At 67.0% G+C, this 25418-nt stretch carries 24 protein-coding genes; 11 read left to right on the forward strand and 13 right to left on the reverse strand.

The annotated features are described in order from the left end of the window. The first annotated feature begins 15 nt into the window (after positions 1-15). The 5 genes from AC3A6P_RS22995 to AC3A6P_RS23015 all read left to right on the forward strand — a co-directional run bounded on the left by AC3A6P_RS22995 (position 16) and on the right by AC3A6P_RS23015 (position 7175). Complete coding sequence (locus AC3A6P_RS22995; RefSeq protein ID WP_487694139.1) at positions 16-1146, forward strand: glycoside hydrolase family 76 protein; 1131 nt, start codon at positions 16-18, stop codon at positions 1144-1146. After that, entirely contained in the window at positions 1139-3079 is a 1941-nt protein-coding gene (locus tag AC3A6P_RS23000; RefSeq protein ID WP_487694140.1) for an acetoacetate--CoA ligase, read from the forward strand. The genes AC3A6P_RS22995 and AC3A6P_RS23000 overlap by 8 nt, the downstream gene beginning before the upstream one ends. Positions 3080-3120: 41 nt before the next feature. Then, positions 3121-4938: a Na+/H+ antiporter NhaA gene (nhaA, locus tag AC3A6P_RS23005; RefSeq protein ID WP_487694192.1), complete on the forward strand. Its 1818-nt coding sequence runs from the start codon at positions 3121-3123 to the stop codon at positions 4936-4938. 50 nt (positions 4939-4988) lie between these two features. Continuing rightward, entirely contained in the window at positions 4989-6149 is a 1161-nt protein-coding gene (locus AC3A6P_RS23010; protein WP_487694141.1) for an XdhC family protein, read from the forward strand. A 111-nt stretch (positions 6150-6260) separates the two neighbouring features. Beyond that, on the forward strand, positions 6261-7175 hold the full coding sequence (locus tag AC3A6P_RS23015; RefSeq protein ID WP_487694143.1) for an LLM class F420-dependent oxidoreductase: 915 nt from the start codon (positions 6261-6263) through the stop codon (positions 7173-7175). Here AC3A6P_RS23015 and AC3A6P_RS23020 read toward each other — a convergent pair. After that, positions 7172-7870 carry a VTT domain-containing protein gene (locus AC3A6P_RS23020; RefSeq protein WP_487694144.1) on the reverse strand — a complete coding sequence of 233 codons (699 nt, stop codon included), beginning with the start codon at positions 7868-7870 and terminating at the stop codon, positions 7172-7174. The genes AC3A6P_RS23015 and AC3A6P_RS23020 overlap by 4 nt on opposite strands. Positions 7871-8001: 131 nt before the next feature. Here AC3A6P_RS23020 and fbaA point away from each other — a divergent pair, with 131 nt between their 5' ends. Further along, the gene (gene fbaA / locus AC3A6P_RS23025; protein ID WP_487694145.1) at positions 8002-9036 is read left to right on the forward strand and encodes a class II fructose-bisphosphate aldolase; all 1035 of its coding nucleotides are present in this window, start codon (positions 8002-8004) and stop codon (positions 9034-9036) included. A gap of 59 nt (positions 9037-9095) precedes the next feature. On the opposite strand, the gene AC3A6P_RS23030 is transcribed toward fbaA, so the two are convergent. Continuing rightward, on the reverse strand, positions 9096-9929 hold the full coding sequence (locus AC3A6P_RS23030) for an Rv0361 family membrane protein (RefSeq protein ID WP_487694146.1): 834 nt from the start codon (positions 9927-9929) through the stop codon (positions 9096-9098). A gap of 110 nt (positions 9930-10039) precedes the next feature. Here AC3A6P_RS23030 and AC3A6P_RS23035 point away from each other — a divergent pair, with 110 nt between their 5' ends. Further along, complete coding sequence (locus AC3A6P_RS23035) at positions 10040-10456, forward strand: DUF3151 domain-containing protein (RefSeq protein ID WP_487694147.1); 417 nt, start codon at positions 10040-10042, stop codon at positions 10454-10456. Between the two features lie 6 nt (positions 10457-10462). On the opposite strand, the gene AC3A6P_RS23040 is transcribed toward AC3A6P_RS23035, so the two are convergent. Continuing rightward, positions 10463-11383, reverse strand: coding sequence for a cation diffusion facilitator family transporter (locus AC3A6P_RS23040; RefSeq protein WP_487694148.1), 921 nt, complete (start codon positions 11381-11383; stop codon positions 10463-10465). 99 nt (positions 11384-11482) lie between these two features. Here AC3A6P_RS23040 and AC3A6P_RS23045 point away from each other — a divergent pair, with 99 nt between their 5' ends. Next, positions 11483-12127, forward strand: a complete 645-nt coding sequence (locus AC3A6P_RS23045) for a TetR/AcrR family transcriptional regulator (protein ID WP_487694149.1) — start codon at positions 11483-11485, stop codon at positions 12125-12127. A gap of 163 nt (positions 12128-12290) precedes the next feature. Here the strand turns inward: AC3A6P_RS23045 and AC3A6P_RS23050 are convergent, their stop codons facing one another. Together AC3A6P_RS23050 and AC3A6P_RS23055 are read right to left on the reverse strand one after the other, a co-directional pair. Further along, on the reverse strand, positions 12291-13070 hold the full coding sequence (locus tag AC3A6P_RS23050; RefSeq protein ID WP_487694150.1) for a site-2 protease family protein: 780 nt from the start codon (positions 13068-13070) through the stop codon (positions 12291-12293). 15 nt (positions 13071-13085) lie between these two features. Next, on the reverse strand, positions 13086-13691 hold the full coding sequence (locus AC3A6P_RS23055) for a peptidase M50 (protein ID WP_487694151.1): 606 nt from the start codon (positions 13689-13691) through the stop codon (positions 13086-13088). 93 nt (positions 13692-13784) lie between these two features. Between AC3A6P_RS23055 and AC3A6P_RS23060 the strand changes: the two genes are divergently transcribed. From AC3A6P_RS23060 to AC3A6P_RS23070, 3 genes are read left to right on the forward strand one after another with little or no spacing between them, the layout of a single operon-like run. Then, the gene (locus tag AC3A6P_RS23060) at positions 13785-15083 is read left to right on the forward strand and encodes an adenylosuccinate synthase (RefSeq protein ID WP_487694153.1); all 1299 of its coding nucleotides are present in this window, start codon (positions 13785-13787) and stop codon (positions 15081-15083) included. Beyond that, entirely contained in the window at positions 15080-15703 is a 624-nt protein-coding gene (locus AC3A6P_RS23065) for a PaaI family thioesterase (RefSeq protein ID WP_487694154.1), read from the forward strand. Before AC3A6P_RS23060 ends, AC3A6P_RS23065 begins: the two co-directional genes overlap by 4 nt. 57 nt (positions 15704-15760) lie before the next feature. Then, a complete protein-coding gene (locus tag AC3A6P_RS23070) occupies positions 15761-16426 on the forward strand; it encodes a hypothetical protein (protein ID WP_487694155.1) in 666 nt (221 codons plus the stop codon). Here the strand turns inward: AC3A6P_RS23070 and AC3A6P_RS23075 are convergent. The 8 genes from AC3A6P_RS23075 to AC3A6P_RS23110 form a co-directional block, all read right to left on the reverse strand. Then, positions 16423-16614 carry a ferredoxin gene (locus tag AC3A6P_RS23075; protein WP_487694156.1) on the reverse strand — a complete coding sequence of 64 codons (192 nt, stop codon included), beginning with the start codon at positions 16612-16614 and terminating at the stop codon, positions 16423-16425. The genes AC3A6P_RS23070 and AC3A6P_RS23075 overlap by 4 nt on opposite strands. Next, on the reverse strand, positions 16611-17819 hold the full coding sequence (locus tag AC3A6P_RS23080) for a cytochrome P450 (protein ID WP_487694157.1): 1209 nt from the start codon (positions 17817-17819) through the stop codon (positions 16611-16613). The genes AC3A6P_RS23075 and AC3A6P_RS23080 overlap by 4 nt, the downstream gene beginning before the upstream one ends. Positions 17820-17887: 68 nt before the next feature. Beyond that, complete coding sequence (locus AC3A6P_RS23085; RefSeq protein ID WP_487694158.1) at positions 17888-19621, reverse strand: dihydroxy-acid dehydratase; 1734 nt, start codon at positions 19619-19621, stop codon at positions 17888-17890. Next, complete coding sequence (locus AC3A6P_RS23090; protein WP_487694159.1) at positions 19618-21333, reverse strand: phytoene desaturase family protein; 1716 nt, start codon at positions 21331-21333, stop codon at positions 19618-19620. The genes AC3A6P_RS23085 and AC3A6P_RS23090 overlap by 4 nt, the downstream gene beginning before the upstream one ends. Next, positions 21333-21659: a hypothetical protein gene (locus AC3A6P_RS23095; RefSeq protein WP_487694161.1), complete on the reverse strand. Its 327-nt coding sequence runs from the start codon at positions 21657-21659 to the stop codon at positions 21333-21335. The genes AC3A6P_RS23090 and AC3A6P_RS23095 overlap by 1 nt, the downstream gene beginning before the upstream one ends. Then, positions 21646-23082, reverse strand: coding sequence for an aminobutyraldehyde dehydrogenase (locus tag AC3A6P_RS23100; RefSeq protein WP_487694162.1), 1437 nt, complete (start codon positions 23080-23082; stop codon positions 21646-21648). The genes AC3A6P_RS23095 and AC3A6P_RS23100 overlap by 14 nt, the downstream gene beginning before the upstream one ends. 12 nt (positions 23083-23094) lie before the next feature. Then, a complete protein-coding gene (locus AC3A6P_RS23105) occupies positions 23095-23604 on the reverse strand; it encodes a TetR/AcrR family transcriptional regulator (protein ID WP_487694163.1) in 510 nt (169 codons plus the stop codon). Positions 23605-23752: 148 nt separating this feature from the next. Continuing rightward, the gene (locus tag AC3A6P_RS23110) at positions 23753-25315 is read right to left on the reverse strand and encodes an APC family permease (RefSeq protein WP_487694164.1); all 1563 of its coding nucleotides are present in this window, start codon (positions 25313-25315) and stop codon (positions 23753-23755) included. Positions 25316-25418: the final 103 nt, after the last annotated feature.

Genomic DNA, 25418 nt, shown 5'->3' on the forward strand with positions numbered 1-25418 from the left:
GAAAGATCGAGGCTCATGGGTGCAAAAAACGATGAGGTCTGGGCCAATCGTGCAGCCTCAGCCGAAACCGCGGTCACCACCCGTCATCTCAAGAAACTCTGGGGCCTGCCGGGCACCCAACTCGGGGTGGTCGCCTGGCCCCCGACCTCACGGGACACCCGCTTTCTCACCTGGCATTACTGGTGGCAGGCCCACCTGCTGGACTGCCTGGTCGACGCCCAGGTGCGCGACCCCCAGCCGGACCGTGTCACCCGGATCAGCCGCCAGATCCGCACGCACCGGCTGCGCAACAACCTGGCCTGGACCAACGACTACTACGACGACATGGCCTGGCTGGCGCTGGCGCTGGAGCGCGCCGGCAGGCTGGTCGGCGTTGCCAAACCCAAGGCGCTGGAGAAGTTGGCCGACCAGTTCCTGAAGGCCTGGGTGCCCGAGGACGGCGGCGGCATCCCCTGGCGCAAACAGGACCAGTTCTTCAACGCACCCGCCAACGGCCCCGCCGGAATCTTCCTGGCGCGCTACCTGACTTCTCACGGGGACCGGCTGCGGCGCGCGCAGCAGATGGCCGACTGGATCGACGCGACGCTGATCGACCCCGAGACCAACCTGGTGTTCGACGGCATCAAGGCCGGGTCGCTGGTGCGGGCGCAGTACACCTACTGCCAAGGGGTGGTGGTCGGTTTGGAGACCGAACTGGCGGTGCGCACGCAGGACCCGCGCCACGGGGAACGGGTGCGCCGGTTGATCGCGGCGATCGACACCCACATGACCGCCGACGGAGTACTCAAAGGCGCCGGCGGCGGTGACGGTGGGCTGTTCCACGGGGTGACCGCGCGCTACCTGGCGCTGGCGGCCACCGCGCTGACCGATCAGGAGGCGGCCGACCAAGCCCGCGCACTGGTGCTGCGCTCGGCGGAGTCGGCGTGGGACAACCGCCAGACGGTCGACGGCCTGCCGCTGTTCGGTAGCTGGTGGGACCGGGCCGCCACCATTCCGACCGCGGGAGGCAAAGAGGCCGAGTTCGTCGAGGGCGCGGTGAATGCCTCCGAGGTGCCCGAGCGGGATCTGTCGGTGCAGCTGTCCGGTTGGATGCTGATGGAGGCCGCCTACGCCGTGTCGGCCACCGGCGGTGATGACGATGGCTGAGCCCGGCGGTTGGGATCCGGACGTCCACACGGTGGCGGACGCGAACATCACCCGGTTCACCGACTGGTTGCGGGACTCGGGCCGCGGCGACTTCCCGGATTACCCGTCGTTGTGGGAGGCCTCGGTCAGCGACGTCACGTGGTTCTGGTCAGCGATCTGGGACTTCTTCGGCATCAAGGCCGGCGTGCACGCCTCGACCGTGCTGGCGGAGGCGAGGATGCCGGGGGCGGTGTGGTTCCCGGGCGCCAGGCTGAACTACGTGTCGCAGGTGTTCCGGCACGCAGATGACACCCGGGCCGCCGTGGTGGCCGTCGGGGAGGACGGCGCAACGGAGTGGTCGTGGGACCGATTGCGCACCGAGACAGCCGCTTTCGCACACTATCTGCGCCGCGCCGGGGTGCGGCCCGGGGACCGGGTGGTGGGATATCTGCCCAATGTCGCCGAAACCGTCGTGGCATTCCTGGCCGCCGCGTCGGTGGGCGCGACGTGGGCAGTGTGCAACCCCGACCTGGCTGTCGGAGGGGTGATCGCCCGGCTGGGTCAACTCGAACCCACGGTTCTGGTGGCGACCGACGGCACGGTGTACGGCGGCAGGCAGCATGACAAGCGCTCCGATCTGGCCGAGATCCAGAGCCGACTACCCACTCTGGTCGCCACCGTCGTGATACCCCGACTGGGACTGGAGGTCCCGGAAGGCGCGGTGCCGTGGTCGGAGGCGGTGTCGGCGGACGTGCCGTTGGAGATCACCGACGTGGCTTTCGACCACCCGTTGTGGGTGCTCTTCTCGTCAGGCACCACCGGCACCCCGAAAGGTATCGTCCACGGCCACGGCGGCGTGCTGCTCGAACACGTGAAATACCTTTCGCTGCATGTGGATCTGCATCCCGGGGACCGCTTCCTCTGGTACTCGACGACCAGTTGGATGATGTGGAACTTCCTGGTGGGCGGGCTGCTGGTGGGGGCGACGACCGTGGTCTACGACGGCAGCCCGACGCATCCACACACCGACCGTCTCTGGCAGGTGGTCGCCGACCACCACGTCACCGTCTTCGGGGCGGGCGCGGGTTACCTGCTCGCGTGCGCCAAAGAGGATCTCCGCCCGGGCGACGAGTACGACTTGTCCGCGCTCCGCAGCGTGGGCTCCACGGGATCGCCCTTGCCCGCGTCCGGTTTCCGCTGGGTGCAGGACGGGGTGGGACGCGCGATCCCGGTTCAATCATGTTCGGGGGGAACCGATGTCGTGACAGCGTTCATCGGCTCGGCGCCCACCGTGCCCGTGGTCGCCGGTGAGCTGTCCTGTCTGGCCCTGGGCGCTGCGGTGGAGGCCTGGACCGAGGAGGGGACATCCACGATCGGCTCCCCGGGTGAGTTGGTGGTCACCAAACCGATGCCGTCGATGCCGGTGTTCTTCTGGAACGACCCGGACGGGGAGCGTTACCGTGACGCGTACTTCGACAAGTTCCCCGGAATCTGGTGCCACGGCGACTGGCTGACCATCACCGAACGCGGCTCGGTTATCGTGCACGGCCGCTCGGATGCCACCCTCAACCGCCACGGAATCCGAATGGGCAGCGCCGAGATCTACAACGCGGTGGAGCACATGCCCGAGATTCGTGACTGCCTGGTGGTGGGGGTCGACAAGAGCGACGGCGGCTACTGGATGCCGCTGTTCGTCGCGCTGGCCGACGGCACCGATCTCGACGACGATCTCCGTGCCCGCATCACCTCGGCGATCCGCACCCACGCCTCACCTCGCCACGTCCCCGATGACATCATCGAGGTGCCCGGAATCCCCCGCACCATGACCGGTAAACGTTTGGAGATCCCCATCAAACGCATCCTGCAGGGAGCCGACCCGGAGAAGGTCGTCGCGCCCACCGCCATCGATCACCCCGACTTCTTGTCCGCCTTCGCTGAATACGCCCAGACGTGACCGAGACGACGGATCAATCCAGCACGGCCGGTAGCTCCGGGTTGGGCAGGTTGCTGCCCCGCCGGTTCGGGCAGGATCCCACCGCGCCGCGCAGCGGTGAGAACACCGCGGCGGCAATGCTGTTGGTGTTCACCGTCGCGGCCATCGTCTGGGCCAACTCGCCGTGGGCCGACACCTACACCACCTTCTGGGGCACCCACGTCGGCCTGAGCTTCGGCGACGCCCACGTCGAGCTGACGATGAAGCATCTGGTCAACGACGGATTGATGGCGTTCTTCTTCTTCATCGTCGGACTCGAGGTGACCAGCCAGTTCAAGATCGGTGAGCTCACCGACCGGGCCAGGGCGGTGGTCCCGGTGGTCGCCGCGCTGGCCGGATTGATCCTGCCCGCCGTGGTGTTCCTGTTGTTCAACCCCAGCGGCGAGAATGCCGCCGCTTGGGGTGTCGTCATCTCCACCGACACCGCGTTCCTGGTGGGTGCGCTGGCCATCATCGGGCCCAAATTCCCTGCCCGCCTTCGCACCTTCCTGCTGACGCTGGCCGTCGTCGACGATGTGGGCGCCCTGCTGGTCATCGCGTTCTTCTACTCCGAGCACGTCGAGGTGATGCCCCTGGTGGCCGCGGTGGTGCTGCTGGGTGCCATCGCACTGGTCCGGCACCTGCCCGCCTGGCGGGGTCCGGTGTATGCGGTACTGGCCTTCGCCCTGTGGGTGGCGCTGTACAACGGGGGAGTGCACCCCACTCTCGCGGGTGTCGGTGTGGCGCTGCTGATTCCGGTGTTCACTCCGCAGCGACAGCGTGTCGAGGCGGCCGTCGAGGTGATCCGCGCCTTCCGGCAGTCGCCGAACTCGGAGTACGCGCGGGAAGCCAGCCGCAGTCTGCGCGAATCGATCTCGATCAACGAACGCCTGCAGACCGGGTTCGGGCCCTACGTCTCCTTCCTGGTGCTTCCGCTGTTCGCGTTGGCCAACGCCGGGGTGCGGCTCGACGGTGCCACGGTGTCGGCGGCGCTGGCTTCGTCGCTGACCTGGGGCATCATCGCCGGTCTGGTGCTGGGCAAGCTGATCGGTATCACCGGCGCCACGGCTCTGGTGCGCAGACTGGGCCTCGGTCAGTTGGCGCCCGGACTCACGTTGCGCCGCATCGCCGGCGGTGCCGCGCTCTCGGGTATCGGGTTCACCATCTCCCTGTTCATCATCGACCTGGCGATCGAGGATCCGGTGAAACAGGACGAAGCCCGCGTCGGCGTCCTGGTGGCGTCGCTGGCCGCATTCGCCCTGGGCTGGGCCATCTTCCGGGTCACCGACCGGATAAGCCCTCCGGAACCGGTGGGCGCCAAGCTGATCCGCGATATCGACCCGTCCCGCGACCACATCCGCGGCAACCCGAACGCACCGCTGACACTGGTCGAGTACGGCGACTACGAATGCCCGTTCTGCAGCCGGGCCACCGGCGCCATCGACGAGGTCCGCGAGTACTTCGGTGACCAACTGTGCTACGTGTGGCGGCACCTGCCGCTGGAGAAAGTGCACCCCCGCGCCATGGACGCGGCGCTGGCCGCCGAAGCCGCGGGTCTGCAGGGCAAGTACTTCGACATGGGCAAGATCATGTTCCAGTTCCAGGACTACCTCGAGTGGGAGCACCTGTACCGCTACGCCGACAGCGTGGGCTGTGACATCCGGCAGTTCGACGAGGACCTGCAGTCCTCCAAGGTGCTGCACCGGGTCGAAGACGACGTTCAGGACGCCGAGCTGATGGACCTGCAGTCGGTGCCGACGTTCTTCGTCAACGGCAAACGCCACAAGGGACCGTGGGATGCGGCCAGTCTGATCCGTGCGCTGGAAGCCGGGAGGTCGTGAGCTTGCCCTCCACGGGGTGGCGAACGGGCCGGCGGGCTTAGATTGGTTTGGTGCGAGAAGTACTGAACGACCTGTTGGCGGTATGGCGCGCCGGTGGCACCGCCGGAGTGGGGACGGTGGTGCGCACCTTCCGGTCCGCGCCGCGGCCCGCCGGAGCCTCGATGGTCGTCGCGCCGGACGGCACCGTGAGCGGCTCGGTGTCGGGTGGCTGCGTGGAAGGCGCGCTCTACGAGCTGGCCACCGAGATCGCCGCCTCCGGTGAGCCCGTACTGCAGCGCTACGGGGTCAGCGATGACGACGCATTCGAGGTCGGATTGACCTGTGGCGGTGTGCTCGACGTGTTCGTCGAAGCCATCTCGCACACCACTTTCCCTGAATTCGATGCCGTGGCAGACGATATCGCCACGCACCAGCCGGTGGCGGTCGCCACGGTGATCGCCCACACCGACCCGCTGTGGCTCGGCCGACGCCTGATCGTGCGCCCCGGGGAGGTGTCGGGCAGTTTGGGCTCGGTCCGTGCGGACGCCGCGGTGACCGACGACGCGCGAGGCCTGTTGGCCGCCGGCCGTAGCGAAATCCTGACTTTCGGTCCCGACGGTCAACGCCGTGGCGAGGGGATGGAGGTCTTCGTCGCCAGCTACGCGCCGCAGCCGCGGATGCTGGTCTTCGGTGCCATCGACTTCGCCGCGGCCGTCGCGCAGCAGGGTTCGTTCCTCGGCTACCGGGTGACGGTGTGCGACGCCCGGCCGGTGTTCGCCACCGTCGCGCGCTTCCCGACCGCCGACGAGGTGGTGGTCGACTGGCCGCACCGGTACCTCGCCGCACAGGCCGACGCCGGCGCCATCGATGCGCGCACGGTGATCTGCGTGCTCACCCACGACCCTAAATTCGACGTTCCCCTGCTCGAGGTGGCGCTTCGACTGCCCGAGGTGGCCTATATCGGCGCCATGGGTTCGCGGCGCACCCACCTCGATCGTCTCGACAGGCTGCGTGAAGCCGGCGTCACCGACGCCGAGATGGCGCTGATGTCCAGCCCCATCGGACTCGACCTCGGGGGCCGCACCCCCGAGGAGACGGCGGTCTCCATCGCGGCCGAGATCGTCGCCAAGCGGTGGGGTGGGGCCGGCCGTCCGCTCACCGAAACCGCCGGGCGGATTCACCACGAGCAGGTCTCGCCGAGCGAGTTGACTCATTCCTCGCCTCGCAGGTGACGCGACAACCGATGCCGGGTGGGATGCGATGTGGCCCGGGTGTTGTCCTCTGGGACAACGCCAGTAGGGTCGGGACGAACCGTTGACACCTGTCAGGAATCAGGGAGACGCATGACCAGCAGCGAGCGCGCACGGATCGATTTCCCCTCCCGGGTCGGGGTCTGGTGGGCCAGCGACACCTGGGCGATGAGCGACGCCCAGGACGTGGCCCGCGAGATCGAGGACCTGGGCTACGGCTCGCTGTTCCTGCCCGAGACGGTGGGCAAGGAATGCCTCACCCAGTCGATGGCCTTCCTGGCCGCCACCAAGCGTCTGGTGATCGGCACCGGGATCGCCAACATCCACATCCGGCTGGCGTCCGCCGCCGAAGCGGGGGCACGCACCATCACCGGGCTGTACCCGGGCCGTTTTGTGCTCGGACTGGGGGTCAGCCACGGGCCGCTGGTCGAACACGGTATGGGCGGTTCCTACAGCAAGCCGCTTGCCACCATGCGCGGTTATCTGGAGCGGATGGCTGCCCTGCCCGAGCAGATCGAGCCGGGCTCCGGCCGCCCTGTCCGGCTGCTGGCCGCGCTGGGCCCGAAGATGATCGAGTTGTCCGGTGAGCTCGCCGACGGCGCTCATCCCTACCTGGTGACCCCGGAGCAGACCGCGACCACCCGCTCGATCCTGGGTCCGGACAAGTGGATCGTCTCCGAGCAGGCCGTCGTCGTCGGTGGCAGCGATGAGCAGCAACTGCAGTACGCCCACCAGCATCTCAACGTGTACAGCGGGCTGCCGAACTACCGGAACTCCTGGCTGCGTCAGGGGTTCGACGAATCCGATCTGGTTCGAGGTGGGTCTGAACGGCTGGCCCGCGCCGTCGTGGGATTGGGTTCAGTGGAGGATGCGGCCGCGAAGATCACCGCGCACTTGGATGCGGGAGCCGACCACGTGGTGGTGCAGGTGCTCGGCGACAGTCCGGTGGCCGACCCGCGTGAGTCGTTGCGGCAGCTGGCCGAGGTGCTGCAACCGGCGAGTGCCTAAGGCTGCTCCGGGGCCGGTTCCTTGGTTCCGGCGGACCGGCCGCGGGAGCGCTTCACGACTTCCATCACGATCGGGATGATCGACACCAGCACGATCGCGATGAAGATGAAGTCGACGTTGTCCCGGATGATGCTGATCTGCCCCAGCAGGTAGCCGAGCAGCGTCAAGCCGGCGCCCCAGATGATGCCGCCGAGGACGTTCCACTTGATGAACGTGGAGTACTTCATGTTCGCCGCGCCCGCCACCAGCGGCGCGTAGGTGCGCACGATCGGCACGAACCGGGCCAGGAAGATCATCGCCGGGCCGTGCCTGTCGAAGAAGTCGTGGGCTTCGTCGATGTAGCTCCTCTTGAACAGCTTGGCGTCTTCCTTGAACAGCCGTTCTCCGCCGCTCTTGCCGATCCAGTACCCCACCTGATCACCCAGGACGGCCGCCACGGGGATGGTCAGCATCAGCACCCACAGCGGGGCGAACGCCGGGACCTCCTCGGAACCGCCGGCGGCCACCAGGCCCGCGGTGAACAGCAGGGAGTCACCCGGCAGCAGCGGGAACAGCAGACCCGACTCGATGAAGACCACCAACAGCAGCCCCGCCAGCGTCCAGTTGCCGAAGGAGTTGAGCAGGGTCACCGGCTCCAGAAACCCTGGTAACAGGGCCAGATGGGTCACGGTTTCGGTCGAGGCCAGCACGGTCACGGCGACCAGAGTACCGGCGGGACCTGGTTGACCCGGTCCGCGCTGCTGTGGGGTGGCGCCTATTGAGATACTGCTTAGGACGCACGTAACACGCCGAGAAGCCATGCCAGCACGCCAGGAGGAGTCCGCACATGCCGATCGCCACGCCCGAGGTCTACGCCGAGATGCTGGGCCGCGCCAAGGAGAACTCGTACGCGTTCCCGGCCATCAACTGCACGTCCTCGGAAACCATCAATGCCGCTTTGAAGGGCTTCGCCGACGCGGGTAGCGACGGCATCATCCAGTTCTCCACCGGTGGCGCCGAATTCGGCTCCGGCCTCGGTGTCAAGGACATGGTGACCGGCGCGGTGGCACTTGCCGAGTTCGCCCATGTCGTCGCTGACAAGTACCCGATCACCGTCGCGCTGCACACCGACCACTGCCCCAAGGACAAGCTGGACACCTACGTCCGTCCGCTGCTGGCCATCTCGGCCGAGCGGGTCTCCAAGGGCGCCAACCCGCTGTTCCAGTCGCACATGTGGGACGGCTCGGCCGTGCCGATCGACGAGAACCTCGAGATCGCCAAGGAACTGCTGAAGCTGTCGGCCGAGGCCAAGATCATCCTCGAAATCGAGATCGGCGTGGTCGGCGGCGAGGAGGACGGCGTCGAAGCCGAGATCAACGACAAGCTCTACACCACCGCCGAGGACTTCGAGAAGACCATCGACGCACTCGGTGTCGGCGAGCACGGCAAGTACCTGCTGGCCGCGACATTCGGCAACGTGCACGGCGTCTACAAGCCGGGCAACGTCAAACTGCGTCCCGAGGTGCTCGACCAGGGCCAGAAGGTGGCCGTCGCCAAGCTCGGGCTGGCCGAGGGATCCAAGCCTTTCGACTTCGTGTTCCACGGCGGCTCGGGCTCGCTGAAATCGGAGATCGAGGACTCGCTGCGGTACGGCGTGGTGAAGATGAACGTCGACACCGACACCCAGTACGCCTTCACCCGCCCGCTCGCCGGTCACATGTTCTCCAACTACGACGGTGTGCTGAAGATCGACGGCGAGGTCGGCAACAAGAAGGTCTACGATCCGCGCAGCTACCTCAAGAAGGCTGAGGCGTCGATGTCCGAGCGCGTCGTCGAGGCCTGCAACGACCTGCACAGCGCAGGCAAGAGCGTCACGGCTTAGAGGGATTTCGGCGCGCTGGTAACCGCTGAGCGGTTACCAGCGCGCCGAAATCACAGGAATTACTGCGGGGACTGGCAGATCTTCCACTGCTCGTCGCGGAACTCCAGGTCGAAGCTGCGCGTCGACCGCGTGGAGGGGTCATAGGCCATGAAGCTGGTGACGTTGGCCTCGGCGTGGTCCCCGTTGACGACCACCTGGTCGATGCTGGCCACCACGGGATACTGCTTGGCTGCGGCCACCCGGGCGTGGGTGTCCGACCACTGCTGATCGTCGTACCTGGTGTAGCTGTCGGCGGTTTCGCCGCAGGTGACGTTGCGCAGTGTGGACAGATCGCCGTTCTGGATGGCGGTGTCGAAGCTCTGGATGGTTTCGCGGACCTTGTCTTCCTGAGTGGCGGACGCATCCTCGCCACGGGTGAGCAGCACGGTGCCCAGGATGGCCACTGCCGCCAGGGCGGCGATCACCAGGATCACCGCGACCACCCACCCCCAGCTGCGCTTGCGGCCGGGAATCTTGGGCTGGTCGGAGCGCGGCGGAATGGCCTGCGGGGCCGCCGGCCGTGGGGGCGACCCGGGCGGCGGCATCATCGGCGGCGCGAACGCGGGATCGGTAGCCCCACCCGGGACGGACATGATCTCCGTGGCCGGTTCGGGGGCGCGGCCGATGATCTGCGTGGAGCCGGCGTCCATTCCCGAGGGCGCGGTGAAGCGGCGCTCGCCCGGGGTGATGGCCGGTTCGGTCTTGTCGGTCTCCGGATGCTGATCCGGAACGGCGAACACCTCGGTGGCCGGCTCGTCATGAGCCTGCGAACTCTCGGTGTCGGCGTCGTGCGGGTGATCGTCGGCGGGGACCTTCGATTCGGCGTCCTGGTCCGGCCCTGAGGGGTCTGACATGGATCTGAGGTCCTCCCGTGTGGCGTGGCTGTGCGTGTTCGAGACTAGTGCCCACGGGCAGCGCCAGCCGCCGCATCCCCACTCCCGCCCAGCACGGCACAATAGTCGCCATGACGCGGATGGGTGATCTTCTGGGACCGGAACCGGTGCTTCTGCCCGGTGATATCGAGGCGGAGGGGGATCTGGCGGCCGGCGAGAACCCGGCGATCGTGGCGGCGGCGCATCCGTCGGCCTCGGTGGCCTGGGCGGCGTTGGCCGAGCAGGCGCTCGACGAGGACAAGGCGATCACGGCTTACGCCTATGCGCGTACCGGTTATCACCGCGGACTCGACCAGTTGCGCCGCAACGGTTGGAAGGGTTTCGGCCCGGTGCCGTTCTCGCACGAGCCGAACCAGGGCTTCCTGCGGTGTGTCGCGGCACTGGCGCGCGCCGCCGACGCCATCGGTGAGACACCCGAGTACGCGCGCTGCCTGGATCTGCTCGACGACTGCGATCCGCAGGCCCGAAAGGAACTCGGCCTCGGCTGAGCGCCTCTAGTGGGTGTGGCCGTGCTCGGATTCGGGCTCGGCCGGGCTCTGGCAGTCGTCGGTGCACCCGGGCGGTTCCACCTGGACGGTGGCATGGGCCAGCCCACGGGCGGCGAGGACGGCCTTGGCGTCGCCGAGTACCCGCGCGGAGTCGGCGGTGCTGGTCAGGTGCGCGGTGGCCATGTCCCTGCCGGGGACCAGCGTCCACACGTGCAGGTCGTGGACTTCGGTGACACCCGGCACCGCGCCGAGCGCCCGGCGGAGTTCGTCGACGTCGATGTGGTGGGGGGAGCTCTCCGAGAGGATCCGCAGCGCGGACCGGGCGAGCGAGAAAGCCCGCGGCAGCACCCACAGGGCCACCAGGACGGCGACGACGACGTCGGCGTACGGCCAGCCGGTGGTGACGGTGACGACGCCGGCGATCAGGACGCCGATGCTGCCGACCGTATCGGCGACCACTTCCATGTAGGCGCCTTTGACGGCAAGGCTCTTCTCGGAATCGCCGCGCAGCAGGAACACCACCACCGCGTTGGCGATCAGTCCGGCCAGCGCGACCACGATCAGGGGGACGCCGGGCACTGCCGGCGCCGAGTCCAGGCGCTCGAACGCTTCGTAGAGGATGAAGGCCGCGACACCCAGCAGGAGCACGGCGTTGGCGACCGCGGTGAACACCTCGGCGCGGTGCCAGCCGTAGGTGCGGGCCGGTGAGGTGGACCCGCGCCGCGCCAGCAGCACCGCGGTCAGGCCCATGAACATCGCCACCAGGTCGGTCAGCATGTGTCCGGCGTCGGCCAGCAGGGCGATCGAGTTGATCAGCAGCGCGGTGACCAACTCGACGATGAAGAACACGCTCAAGATCGCGGCGGCGATCAGCATGCGACTGACTCGTGTGTCACCGCCATGACTGTGGTCGTGTCCGGCACCCATGCCAGCAATATATGCGCATCCATGCATGTGTTGCAACCATGGGTGCAGCCCGGATTATGGAGCCCTACTTACATACACAGACAAATGTATTGTGGAGCCGTGATCAGGCAGCCGGCACGGCGGCGCAGCCAGGAAGAGCGCAGCGCCGAAACCCGGACCCGCCTGCTCGACGCCACCATCGAATGCCTGCTGCGCTATGGCTACAGCGGCACCACCACGCCGCGCGTCGCTGAGCTGGCCGGCGTGACCCGCGGTGCGCAGGTCCACCATTTCGGCTCCAAAGATGATCTGATGCTGGCCGCGTTGCAGCACCTGACGGCCAAGCGGATCTCCACCGAGGTGGCGCGCTTCTCACTGGATTTCGCCTCGGCCGACGACGTGATCGACGCGATTCTGGAGTTGCTCTGGGATATCCACAGCGCTCCCATCTTCATTCCCATCGTCGAACTGTGGGTGGCCGGTCGCACCGACACCGAGTTGGGCCGTGAGGTGGCAAAGTTCGAATCCGTAGCCACCACCACGTTGCTGTCGGTCATCGCGGAGTTCGCCCCCGAGGGGATACATCGATCGATGGCCGATTTCGTCTACACGGCGATGGACGCGTTGCGCGGAATCCTCATCTCGAGTTTCGTGGACAGTGATCCCAGCCGAGCGCGGCGACGCTGGGAGCGTGCCAGCGCCAACCTGCGTCGCATCGTCGATCCCGATGTCGCCGACTGGGCGCTGGCCCAGAGTGCCCGCTGACAAAAGCCCGGTTGACTGGCGCACTTACATACACGCCTGTATGTTTGTTTGGTCTGACGGCGCGCCAGGGTGGTATCTGCAAGAACGGGCGGCACGGTAGAGGGGGTCGTGTGAGCCCGCCGAGGGGTCTGATTCCGCCCCGGCGTGCCGTCGGACCCGCACTTCAGAGCCAGGCTGACCAGAACCGGGTGAGCTGACCGCCGATCGACGACAGGTGGCCCGGCACCCCGGACAATTCGTAGAGCCAGTACACCCCGCCGAAGAACCACTGGTTGAGTTCCGGTGCGATCAGCAACAGCAGCAGGATCAGGAAGCCCCACGGCTTGAAGCGGTCCAGGGCCCGCTGGGTGTCGTAGCTCAGATGCGGCTCCAGCGCCCCGTAGCCGTCCAGACCCGGGATCGGCAGCAGATTCAGCAGCACGGCCGTGACCTGCAGGAAGCCCAGGAATGCCACGCCCGACCAGAACACTCCGTGCGCCGAGTCGTAGAACAGCCGCGTCAGCGTCAGCAGCACCACCGCCAGCACCACGTTGGCCAGCGGCCCCGCCAGGCTCACCATGGTGCGCTGACGCGGTGACATGTTCGACGTCCGGACGTACACCGCGCCTCCGGGCAGGCCGATCCCGCCCAGCGCGATGAACAGCAGCGGCAGCCCCAGTGACAGCAGGGGACTGGAGTACTTCAACGGATTCAGCGTCAGGTAGCCGCGTACCGCCACGTCGTGATCGCCGTATCGCCACGCGGTGAAGGCGTGCCCGAACTCGTGCAGGCACAGCGACACCACCCATCCTGCGATGACGAACAGGAACACCCCGGCGTAGGCCAGTAGGGTCACCGATTCCGCGGCCAGCCACGCCAGCACACCGCCCACGACGGTGGCGGCGACGATCGCCAGGAAGACCGGGCTGGGGCGCACCGACTGGCCCACGGGGCGAATGCTCACGTGAATTGACGTTACCTAGACGCGCAACCAGCCCTCGATGTGCCGGTAGAACGTCGACCGGCGAGCGGGACGGGAGGCGGGCACGCCGTCGCGCACCACGATCACCCCCGGCGTGCCCAACTGGGCGGCGCGTCCGCTGACCCATGGCCCCGATCGCCAGCCGGTACCCAGCACTCGTGCCCGCAGCCCGGGCATGACGGCCGTCGGCTCCACCTCGACGCCGGCGACCGCGCCGTCGAACAGCACGGTGTCATCGACGATGCCCTCACCTTCGAGGAGCCCGTCCGCGTTGGCCGGCTGCCAAACCGCGCGGCCCACGATCACCTGTCCGGTCTCATCCCGGATCAGCGGAACGCGTTGTGCTGCAGCCGTTGTCGCTCGTCGTGCGCCGCGCCGTCCAGTCAGGTGAGCCACTTCGACTCCCAGCTGTTCCCGGCGCAGCAACCGGGTCAGAACGGTTGCCAGATCAGCGTTCGAACCCAGCACCACCACCCGCGATACGCCGTCGACAGCAGTGTCCACGTCGGTCGGCTCGGTCACGTCCACCCGGGGGAGAGCTGCCACTGCCCGGGGCACTGTCCGGCTTCCGAAGCGCAGCACGACGGTCGGTGAGGCGGGCAAAGTCGCTCCTCGGAGATGGGCGGGCCGAAGTTCGGATAAGGTAGCTCACCGGCTGGAACACAATAAGCTGCGAGCCAAGCGGGAGATCTTTTCATGCCGGCAATCGTCCTGATCGGCGCCCAGTGGGGCGACGAGGGCAAAGGTAAAGCCACCGATCTTCTCGGTGGTCGCGTGCAGTGGGTTGTGCGCTATCAAGGTGGGAACAACGCCGGGCACACCGTGGTGTTGCCCACCGGCGAGAACTTCGCACTCCATCTGATCCCCTCGGGGATCCTCACGCCGGGGGTCACCAACGTGATCGGCAACGGCGTGGTCGTCGACCCCGGTGTGCTGCTCACGGAGCTGTCCGGCCTCGAGGAGCGCAACGTCGACACCTCGCGGCTGCTGATCTCCGCCGACGCACACCTGCTGATGCCGTACCACGTGGCCATCGACAAGGTGACCGAGCGCTACATGGGCAGCAAGAAGATCGGCACCACCGGCCGCGGTATCGGCCCCTGTTACCAGGACAAGATCGCCCGCATCGGTATCCGGGTGGCCGACGTGCTCGATCCGGCGCTGCTGGCGCAGAAGATCGAGGCCTCGCTGGAGCTGAAGAACCAGATCCTGGTCAAGATCTACAACCGCAAGGCACTGAACGCCGACGAGGTGGTGCAACAACTGTTGGAGCAGGCCGAAGGCTTCAAGCACCGCATCGCTGATTCGCGCCTGCTGCTGAACCAGGCGCTGGAGCAGGGCGAGACGGTGTTGCTGGAAGGTTCGCAGGGCACGCTGCTCGACGTCGACCACGGCACCTATCCGTTCGTCACCTCCTCCAACCCGACCTCGGGCGGCGCCGCCGTCGGCTCCGGCATCGGACCCACCCGTATCACCACGGTGCTGGGCATCCTGAAGGCCTACACCACCCGGGTCGGCTCGGGCCCGTTCCCGACGGAGCTGTTCGACGAGTACGGCGCCTACCTGTCCAAGACCGGCGGCGAAGTGGGTGTGACCACCGGACGCGCGCGTCGCTGCGGCTGGTTCGACGCCGTGATCGCGCGCTACGCCACCCGCGTCAACGGCATCACCGACTACTTCCTGACCAAGCTCGACGTGCTCTCCAGCCTCGAGACCGTGCCGATCTGCGTCGGGTACACCGTCAACGGCAAGCGCACCGACGAGATGCCGATGACACAGAGCGACATCGCCAAGGCCGAGCCGATCTACGAGGAACTGCCCGGCTGGTGGGAAGACATCTCCGGCGCGCGGTCGTTCGACGACCTGCCGGCGAAGGCGCGTGACTACGTGCTGCGGCTCGAAGAGCTTGCCGGAGCGCACGTTTCGTGCATCGGCGTGGGACCCGGCCGCGATCAGACCATCGTGCGGCGCGACATCCTGGCTCCGCGTCCGTGACGGATCAAGATCCTGAGTACGAGCATCACGGCGGGTTCCCGGTCTTCGAACCTGCCAAGCCGGGCCCCGGGTTCGGCAGGTTCCTGACGTCGATGCGACGGTTGCAGGACCTGGCCGTGTCCGCCGACCCCGGTCCGGACACCTGGGACGACGCCGCTGACCGGGTGGAAGCCCTGGTCGAGCTGCTGGAACCGTTCGAGGCCGGCGAAGGGGTGGGCCCGGCCAACCGCGTGGTCGAACTGCCCGGCGCGGGCAGCCTGCTGATGCCGCCGTACCGGGTCACCCGCTTCGAGCCCGACGGTGTGGAACTGGCGGTCGAGTTCAGCCGCTACCACGTGGGCGGCAACTATGCCGTGCACGGCGGTGTGCTGCCGCTGCTGTTCGATTCGGTGTTCGGCATGGTGATCCACGCTGCGGGCCGGCCGATCAGCCGCACCGCGTTCCTGCATGTCGAGTACCGCAAGGTCACCCCGATCGACACCACCTTGACGGCCACGGGCTGGATTCGCCAGGCCGAGGGCCGCAAGGCGTTCACCAACGCCGAACTACGCGACCCCGAGGGCAATCTGCTCGCCGAAGCCAACGGCCTGATGATCCGGTTGCTGGCCGGTCAACCCTGACGCGGGAATTTCGCGCCAATCCCGCACGGGGCGCGGTTTCAGCGGCACCATGAGCCGGTGAGCACCCCACGTTCTGAGCGCACTCTGCGGCGGCTGTCGACCCCGAAGGCCGCCGGCCTGGCCGGCGTACTGTTCGCGGTGTTGTTCGGTGCGGCCATCACGCTGATACACACCGCGCTGCCCGAGGGCGCCCGACCCGGCTCGCAATGGGTGGAAGGATCCGAAGACAGGCTGCGGCTGGCGGCGCTGCTGATGCCGTTCGCCGGTATCTGCTTCCTGTGGTTCATCGGGGTGGTGCGCGACGGGCTGGGCAAGTTCGAGGACAAGTTCTTCGCCTCGGTGTTCCTGGGCAGCGGTCTGCTGTTCCTGGCGATGATCTTCGTGGCGTCGGCGGTGGGTGTGGCCCTGGTGGCCAGCCGGACTGCGAACCTGGACGAGGTGGGTACGTTCGGGCAGACGCTGCTGATGACCTTGTCCAAGACGTATGCGCTGCGGATGGCCGGCGTGTTCATGATCTCGCTGGCCACCATCTGGCTCAAGACCGGATTGGTGTCACGGTGGCTGGTGGCGCTCACCTACGTGTTGGCGCTGACGTTGTTGGTGGCCAGCGAGCTGTCGATGTGGATGACGCTGACGTTCCCCGTCTGGGTGCTGATCGTCAGCGTGATGGCGCTGAAGCGGGCCGGACTGATCGATCTGCATCGCGAGGAGCCGGGCGCCTAGTCCGCGATGGCCAGTGCTCCCGACGGGCACAGCTGCACGGCCTTGCGCGCGTTGTCCTCTTCGCCGGCGGGGACGTCGGCGGTCAGCACCACCACCAGGCCGTCGTCGTCTTGATCGAACACCGCCTCGGTGCTCATCACGCACACTCCGGCGCCGATGCACACCTCACGGTCAGCCAGGACTCTCACCACGCCACCTCCAGTGACTGCAAGCCGTAGATGAAGTGGAATGACCGGAAGGCCACCTCGTCGAACGGCTCGGCCAGCCGCAGTGTGGGAAACCGTCGCAGCAGCGCCGGGAAGGCGAAACGCATCTCCATCCGGGCCAGCGGTGCACCCAGGCAATGGTGCACGCCGTGGCCGAAAGCCAAGTGGCCCATGGCTCCTCGGCTGATGTCGAGGGTTTCGGGTCTGTCGATGAAGCCTGGGTCGCGATTGCCCGAGGGCAGCGATACGAACACCAGCTGGTGTTTGGGGATCTGCACACCGGCGAGCTCGACCTCAGTGGTGGTGATGCGTGGAATGCCGGAGTGCACGATCGACAACCAGCGCAGCAGTTCTTCGACGGCCGGGCCCACCGCGGCGGGATCGTCACGCACAGCGGCCAGCTGGTCCGGATGCCGCAGCAGCGCCAGTGTGCCCAGGCTGAGCATGTTGGAGGTGGTCTCGTGTCCGGCGAGGAGAAGCAGACTGCAGATGCCCACCAGTTCGTCATCGGTGAGCTCGTCGCCGTGCTCGCGCACCAGCATGCCCAGCATGTCGTCTCCGGGGGCGCGACGGGCGCCGGTGACCAGTGTGTGCATGTAGGCGCGGCCCGTGCGTTGCAACTCGATCCGCTCCTCGAACGGGATCGACAGATCGAGCTGGCGGGCCGAGCGGTGCTGGAAGTCCTCGCGGTCGTCATAGGGCACCCCGAGCAGTTCGCAGATCACCAGCGACGGGATGGGCAACGCGAAGTCGGCCACGAGATCGCTTGGCGGCCCGGCCTTCTCCATGGCATCGAGCTGCCTTTCGACCAGTTCGACGATGCGTGGTTCCAGGCGTTTCATCCGGCGGGCGGTGAATTCCCCGGTCAGCATGCGGCGCAGCCGGGTGTGCCGCGGTGGGTCGAGGCCCAGCAGGTTGCCGGATTGCGCTGCCCTCTGTTCCTCTGCGTCGACGGCAGGAGCGCCGGGCACGACGAACCCGGTTGGCCGCTCGTTGGAGAAGCGCTCGGGATCGGCCAGCACGGCTTTGACGTCCTCGTGGCGGGTCACCAGGTACACCGGCATACCGAAAGCGTTGACGACGGTGCGCACACCCTCGTTCTCGCGGATCTCACCCAGCTCGGGAATGGGGTTGAAATCGGTGCGGCGCATGTGCAGCGGCGGTAGTGACGTGGCTTGCGGCGTCATGCCACGACGTTACGCGCGGTGCGGCTGATCGAGATTTCGCTCAGCGAGGAAATCGTCGATCACCGAGTTCACCAGCCCCCGACCCAGCCGTCGAAGATGGCGTCGGGCTCGTTCTCCGGATGTTGGGAGCGCCCGACCAGGAAGTCGAAATCGCACCCCCGGTCGGCCTGCAGCACCCGGTCGACGTACATCGAGGCGTATCCGCGGGTGTGGGAGGACGGCGGCACAGCGGCCTGCCGGCCCGCGAGTTCGTCATCCGAGACGAGTACCTCGAGAGTCCCGGCGGGTGCGTTCAGGGAAATGATGTCACCGTCGCGCACCAAGCCCAGCGGGCCACCGGCCGCCGACTCCGGGCTGACGTGCAGAACACAGGTACCGTAGGCGGTTCCGCTCATCCGGGCATCGGAGATTCGCACCATGTCGGTGACGCCCTGGCGAAGCAGCTTGCCGGGAATGGGTAGTTGTCCCCACTCCGGCATCCCGGGCGCACCGCGTGGCCCCGCATTACGCAGCACCAGAACGGAATCCGCGGTGACGTCCAGGTCGGGATCGTCGAAGCGGGCCATCATGTCTCGCATGTTGTCGAACACCACTGCCGGGCCCTGATGCACCAGCAGCGACGGGGTGGCCGCACTGCATTTGATCACCGCGCCGTTGGGCGCCAGGTTGCCGCGCACCACCGCGAGCCCCTGCGGCGGCTGAAACGGTGCGTCCAGCGTCGCGATGACCTCTGCGGCGGTGGACAAGGTGGCTGGCAGGTTGTCGGCGACGGTCTTGCCGGTGACGGTCAGGGCGTCGGTGTGCAGCAGCGCTTCGACGGATTTCATGACCGCCGGGATGCCGCCGGCGTGAAAGACCTGCTCGACGAGGTGCTCACCGGCGGGGCGGACATTGACCACCAGCGGCGTGCGGGCCGACAGTTCGTGGAAGCGGTCCAGCGTCAACGGAATGCCCACCCGGCCCGCGATGGCCAGCAGGTGCACGATCGCGTTGGTGGACCCGCCGACGGCCAGCATCAGAGTGATGGCGTTGTCGAAGGCTTCGGCCGTGAGCACCTGCGAGGGCCGCAGTCCCTCGGTGGCCAACCCCACTGCCCGTGCGCCCACCTCTTCGGCCACCTGGAGCCGCCGGGAATCCATGGCCGGCACCGCGGCGGTGCCGGGCAGCGTCATCCCGAGCCCCTCGACGAGCGTGGCCATGGTGGAGGCCGTGCCCATCTCCGGACAGTGCCCGCGCGACGGGCCGGCGGCCGCCTCCAACCGCTCGTAGTCGGCCATCGACATGCGGCCGGCACGAACGTCGTCGATGTACTGCCACAGGTCGGTGCCCACCCCGATCTGCTTGCCGTCGAACACCGCTGGGGCGGCGGGCCCGCCGGTGAGGACGATGGCCGGCACATCCGCACTGGCCGCACCCATCAGTTGCGCGGGCACGGTCTTGTCGCAGCCGCCCAGCAGTACCACCGCGTCGAACGGATACGCGCGGATGGATTCCTCCACGTCCATCGCCATCAGGTTGCGGAACAGCATGGTCGTCGGCTTCATCAGCTGCTCGCCCAATGACATGGTGGGGAACTCCAGCGGAAATCCGCCCGCTGCCAGCACACCACGCCGCACCGAATCGGCGAGACCGCGAAAGTGCATGTTGCAGTTCACGACCTCGGACCACGAGTTGCAGATCCCGACGATGGGTCTGCCCTCGAAAGCCATCCGTGAGAACCCGGATGCCCGCATGGCCGACCGATGCACGAACCCCGGCACGTTCTGCCCGGCGAACCATTTGGCGCTGCGTAACTCGCTCACCGGACACGCGCCGCGTAGGCGGTGATCTTGCGCAGCGCGGGCTGCCGCGCGGCCTGGTACCCGAACCAGCGGCCCGGCCGGGTACCCATCAGCGTCCCGACCATCCGCTGCTGCCACGGTGCCTTGGCCGCAGTTGACAGGGCCCTGGGTGCAGGAGCCACCCCGTCGGCATCGGCGAGAGCGACCTTGGCGGCGTTGTGGCCGTTGGCTCCCATCACGCCGCCGCCGGGGTGGGTGCCGGATCCGCAGAGGTAGTAATTCTTCACGGGGGTGCGGTAATTCGCGAGCTCGGGGATGGGGCGGGCACCGAACAGCTGATCGAGCATCATGCTGCCGTGGAAGATGTTGCCGTCGGTGATCAGGTACTCGTTGTGCAGATCGTCGGGGGTGATGATCACCCGGTCCAGGATGTGTTCCCGGAGGTTCGGCGCGTAGGTGTAGAGCTCTTCGAGCACCAGGTCCGCCCACTTCTCCTTCTCGGCGGCCCAGGTGGTGCCGGTGAGTTCGGACGGCAGCTGCTGGATACCGAGGGTCATGGTGTGCAGGCCCGCGGGTGCCAGCGAGTCGTCGGTGACGGACTGGGTGACGGCTTCGATGACGAAGGTGCTGGGGAAGGTGCCGCGGCGTTGCGCTTCGTAGGCCTCTTCGAAGGCCTCGCGGCTGGGACCCAGCAGCTGGTGTCCGTGGTGCTGCGGGCCTTCCGAGGCATCGGCGAACGGAAGGTACTGCGGCAGTTCGTCGATCAGCAGGTGGATCCTGGCCATCGAGCCGCGGGTGTCGATGTTCGCGGCGTCGCGCACCAACTTCGGCGGAAGGACACCAGGATCGAGGAGCCCCAGCAGTGAGCGCTTGGGGTCGGCGTTGGAGAACACCTGGGCGGCGGTGACCACCGAGCCGTCCCGGAGCCGGACACCGGTGGCCACTCCACGTTCGACGATCACCGTGTCCACCGGAGCCGATGTGCGGATGGTGGCCCCGTGTGCTCGGGCGCCCGCCGCGAGCGCCTCACTGATCGCCCCCATCCCGCCGCGAGCCATCCCGAATTGGCCGAAGTTGCCGTTGAACTCGCCCCAGGAATGGTGCCCGTAGGTGTAGGCGGTGCCCGGGGTGGACGGGCCGCCGAAGATCGAGACCATGCCGAAGAACGTGAGCATGCTCTTGAGCCGTTCGTCGTCGAAATACCGGTCCAGCAGATCGCGCACCGACAGCAGGGTGAACTCGTCGAACAGCGTCTGCTCACCTGCGGCCTCGAACGCCGCGAGAACCTCGGAGCGCTCCGGGGGAGGCTTGAGCAGGTAGGGCGTCACCAGCCCGGCGAAGCGCTGCAACCGGATCCCGAAATCGAGGAACGCCTGCGCGTCCTTCTTGTTCAGCTTCTCGAGTTCGCGCAGGGTCCGGTCGGTCTCCTTCCACATGGTGAAGTGCGTACCGTCGCGGAACAGGCTGAACGACAACGCATCACCCTGGTAGAGATCCAGGCCGTACTTGGCCAGCTCGAGTTCGGTGATGATCTCCGGGCGCAGCAGGCCGGCGATGAACGCGCACGACGACCATTTCGAGCCAGGGATCAGTTCCTCGGTGACGCAGGCGCCGCCGACGACGTTGCGGGCCTCGAGCACCAGCACTTTCTTGCCGGCGCGGGCGAGGTAGTTGGCGGTGACGAGGCCGTTGTGGCCGGCGCCGATGATGACGGCGTCATAGTCGGTTGTCATCAGATCTCCTGAGGCAGCGGGGAATGACGGGTGAAGACGGTGGTGACACTGCCGGGTTCCACCAGTTCGTCGAAGCGTGCGACGACGGGCTTCAACTGGGGGGCGTTGTCGCGGACCGTCTCCCATTCGGGCCAGGACGCCACGGTCATGATTTCCACAACGGTGCCGTCGTCGGAGAGATAGACCTCGAATCCGAGGACCTCGTCGAAGCTCAGACAGACGGGTCGGTCGAGTTCGGCGGAGAACTGCTCGAAATCCGAAACCGGCACCCCGGGGCGCAGCCGGAACGTGTTGATGGCGCTGACCGTCATGTCAGGCGCTCTCACGGTTGATCATCACGTGCTTGATCTCGGTGTACTCCTCGAGCGCGTACACCGACATGTCCTTGCCGTTGCCGGACTGTTTGAATCCGCCGTGCGGCATCTCGGGGGTGACGGGCAGGTGGTCGTTGACCCACACCGTGCCGAACTGCAGGTCGGCCGAGGCGGTCATGGCCCGGCCGATGTCCTGGGTGAAAACCGATGCAGCCAAGCCGTATTCGGTGTCGTTGGCCCAGGAGATCACATCGTCGTTGTCGCTGAACCTGGTCACCGAGGTCACCGGACCGAACACCTCGGTGCTGACGATCTCGTCGCCCTGGCGCGCGCCGACCACCACGGTGGGGGCGGTGTAGAAGCCGGTGCCGGGGTTGTCGCCCTGGATCAGTTCGGTGTGGCCGGTGGCCTTGGCGCGGGCCACGAACCCTTCCACCCGGTCCCGGTGCTCGGCGGTGATCACCGGTCCCATGGCGGTGTTCTCATCGGCGATGTCGCCTAGATCGAGTTCCTTGACCGCTTTTTCGAGGCCGGACACCAGATCGTCGTGCACCGACTCGTGGACGTAGATGCGCGAGGCGGCCATACAGTCCTGGCCGGAATTGCAGAACGCGCCCTCCATGATCTTGGCGACGGTCAGCGCGATATCGGCGTCGGGGTACACCAGTACCGGGGCCTTGCCGCCGAGTTCGAGGTGCAGCCGCTTGAGGTTGGAGTCCGCCGAGGCCCGCATCAGGGCGCGTCCGGTGTCCACCGAACCGGTGAGTGAGGACATCCGCACCAGCGGGTGGGAGACCAGGCGCGCACCGACATCCTCACCGTCGCCGGTGACGATGTTGAGCACACCGGCGGGGAACAGGTCGGCAGCCAGCTCCGCGAGCCGCAGCACGGAGAACGGGGTGTGTTCAGAAGGCTTGAGCACCAGCGTGTTTCCGGTGAGCAGGGCGGGCGAGATCTTCCAGATGGCCATCAGCAGTGGGTAGTTCCACGGGGCTACCGAGCCGACGACGCCCAGCGGGTCGCGCCGGATGATGCTGGTCTTGCCGCGGACGAATTCGCCGGCCGCGCGGCCTTCCATGGTGCGGGCGCCGCCGGCGAAGAACCGGAGGTGATCGGGGATCATCTCCATCTCCTCGAGGGCCAGGCCGATGGGCTTGCCCACGTTGCGTGACTCGATCTCGGCGAGGGTGCGTGCGTCGTCTTCGATGCGGTCGGCGAGCTTGAGGAAGGCGCGAGCCCGCTCACCCACCGGCGTCCTGGCCCAGTCCGGGAAGGCGGCGTGAGCGGCGGCGACGGCCTTGTCGACGTCGGCGACGGTGCCGTGGGCCATCTCGGCGAAGGCTTCCCCGGTGGTGGGTGCGGGGATCTGGTCTTTGGCGCCCCCGGAGGCGTCGGTCCAGGCGCCGTCGATGAACATCTTGTCGTGAAAGGTCATGATTGCTCCAGTTCAGTTCGGGCCGGCGTTGGCGGCCGTGGTCAGCAGGGCGCGTACCGCGTCCTTGGAAATCGGTTGTTGCGCAATGGACATGTGCACCATCAGTCCTTCGATGACGACGTCCAGCAGGCGGGCGGTGGCGCGGTCGAAGTGCTGTGCCAGGGCGTCTTCGGCGCGCTCCATCCATGCCTGGGTGATGCGTTTGTTGTCTGCCCTGCGCACGGCGTCGCCGTACAGTTCGAAAGTCACGGCGAGTTCGTTGGGGTTGGCAGCCAGGTCGTCGGTGATGGCCAGCACGATGCACTCGATCAGATCCGCGCCGGGTTCGCAGGCCGCCAACCGGTTTTCGAACCGGGTCGCGAGCTTGTCGACGTGGGTCTGGAAGGCGAGTTGGACGATATCGTCGAGCGTCTTGAAGTGATACGTGATCGAACCGAGGGGGACGTCGGCGGCTTCGCCGATCGCGCGGTGCGTGATGCCTGCAACACCGTCGCGGGCCAGGACTGCCAGGGCCGACTCCACGATGCGCTCCTTTCTGTCTGGGTCGTGACGGCGGGCGCGCCGGGGAGCGGTGGCCATGGTCGACCTCTCGTTAGGAACGTTTGTACGTATCGTTACGTACAAACGTACCTATCGCTCCGCCGACGTGCTCGGCTTCGGCTGAATTCGTCTAGACGGCTTCGGGCGCCGGGTCGTCCAACTCGCGTTCGTTGAGTGCTCTGCCGACCAGCGCGTACCTCTCGGGGGCGAAGAAGCGCAGGTAGAGACCGTAAGCCATGCCTCCCAGCAAGGCGAGGAAGACCAACGAGAGCATGAGTACGGCCGTCGCGCCCGTCACCCCCAGCAGGACGTCCAGGCTGTCGAGCGTCAGGATGAAGAAGGCGCTGAGCCCGAGGATCGCGAGGAGGGGTGCGATCACGGTGTTCCACGGACGTTTGTCGACGTCCGATCGGCGGAAGAAGGCGAAGATCGCGATCCCGGCGACCAACTGCGAGAAGATCACGCCGATGGTGCCGATACCGGTGGCCCAGGTGAACAGCGTGGCGAACGGATCCTGGCCGGCGATGGCGAACGCGACGATGACCACGCCGACCGTGACGCTCTGGACGATCGATGCCACCCACGGCGTCTGTCGGCGGGGCAGCGTCCAGCCCAGCGGTTTCCACACCAGAGTCTGGCGGCCCAGCGAGAACATGTATCGCGAGACGTTGTTGTGGAAGGTCACGATCGCGGCGAAAGTTGCTGTCACGATCAGGATCTGGAACAGCAACGAGATGTTGTGCCCGATGATGGTGTCGCTGGCGGCGAAGATGAAGTTGCCGCCGGTCTCGGTGGCGATGGACACCACGTTGTCCAGCCCCAACGCGTTCATGATGAGCCAGCCCGACACCGCGTACAGGATGCCCATGAAGGCGATCGAGAGGTAGGTGGCGCGCGGGATGGTGCGGGCGGGGTCGCGGGCTTCTTCGCCGTAGATCGCTGATCCCTCGAACCCGATGAACGACGCGTGCGCGAACATCAGTGCCACGCCCAGCGCGCCACCGAGCACGATGCTCGGATTGAAGGGTTCCAGCGAGAAGTCGGAGAGCGGGACATCCTTGCCGAACAGGCTGAACACGCTCAGGACCGAGATCATGGTCACCTCGAGCGTCATGAAGACGCCCAGTACCTTGGCCCCGGAGTGCACGCCCTGGATGCCCAGGCCCAGGCAGGCCAGCAGCCCGGCAAAGGCGTAGGCCCACCAGGGGATGGCCACGCCGAGAACGGGATTGAGCAATTCCGCGGCGTAGTAACCGAATCCGCCGTACAGCCCGGCCTGGATGGCGTTGTAGGCGAAGATCGCCAGCGACGCCGAACCGAGTCCGGTGATGCGGCCGAGGCCGAGCGTGACGTAGGCGTAGAAGGCGCCGGCGTTGGTGACGTGCCGACTCATGGCCACGTAGCCGACGGCGAAGATCATCAGGACGACGGCCGCGATGACGAACGCGCCCGGCATCCCGATGCCGTTGCCGGCACCGATGATGATCGGATACAGGGCCACCACCACGGTCAGCGGCGACGCGGCGGCGATGATGTAGAAGAAAATGCTGGGCACGCCGAGGGTGTTCTCTTTGAGCCCGTGGTTTCGCCGCCCGCCGAGCTGGGCGGCCCCGGCGGACGACGATGACGTGTTCTTGACGGGCCTTCTGTTGGTGGGGCGCTGTGGTGGCAAGGACTGGGTGACGTTGTCCATAGTCGTTCAACTCTCGTGGATTGTGACGATCGCGGGGCCAACTTCGTGCCCATGTGCCCGCAGATCAGTGGCGGGCACACGGTCGAAGAGTCTGTTCACCTCC

It is taken from the genome of Mycobacterium sp. Soil_C_30, assembly GCF_057656995.1.

Bases quoted from the DNA above. Each gene is read 5' to 3' on its own strand.
- AC3A6P_RS23090 (WP_487694159.1), bottom strand. From the start codon at position 21,333: ATGACAACCGACTATGACGCCGTCATCATCGGCGCCGGCCACAACGGC.
- AC3A6P_RS23030 (WP_487694146.1), bottom strand. From the start codon at position 9,929: ATGTCAGACCCCTCAGGGCCGGACCAGGACGCCGAATCGAAGGTCCCC.
- AC3A6P_RS23100 (WP_487694162.1), bottom strand. From the start codon at position 23,082: ATGACCTTTCACGACAAGATGTTCATCGACGGCGCCTGGACCGACGCC.
- AC3A6P_RS22995 (WP_487694139.1), top strand. From the start codon at position 16: ATGGGTGCAAAAAACGATGAGGTCTGGGCCAATCGTGCAGCCTCAGCC.
- AC3A6P_RS23015 (WP_487694143.1), top strand. From the start codon at position 6,261: ATGACCAGCAGCGAGCGCGCACGGATCGATTTCCCCTCCCGGGTCGGG.
- AC3A6P_RS23110 (WP_487694164.1), bottom strand. From the start codon at position 25,315: ATGGACAACGTCACCCAGTCCTTGCCACCACAGCGCCCCACCAACAGA.
- AC3A6P_RS23080 (WP_487694157.1), bottom strand. From the start codon at position 17,819: ATGACGCCGCAAGCCACGTCACTACCGCCGCTGCACATGCGCCGCACC.
- AC3A6P_RS23040 (WP_487694148.1), bottom strand. From the start codon at position 11,383: ATGGGTGCCGGACACGACCACAGTCATGGCGGTGACACACGAGTCAGT.
- AC3A6P_RS23035 (WP_487694147.1), top strand. From the start codon at position 10,040: ATGACGCGGATGGGTGATCTTCTGGGACCGGAACCGGTGCTTCTGCCC.
- AC3A6P_RS23060 (WP_487694153.1), top strand. From the start codon at position 13,785: ATGCCGGCAATCGTCCTGATCGGCGCCCAGTGGGGCGACGAGGGCAAA.
- AC3A6P_RS23000 (WP_487694140.1), top strand. From the start codon at position 1,139: ATGGCTGAGCCCGGCGGTTGGGATCCGGACGTCCACACGGTGGCGGAC.
- fbaA (WP_487694145.1), top strand. From the start codon at position 8,002: ATGCCGATCGCCACGCCCGAGGTCTACGCCGAGATGCTGGGCCGCGCC.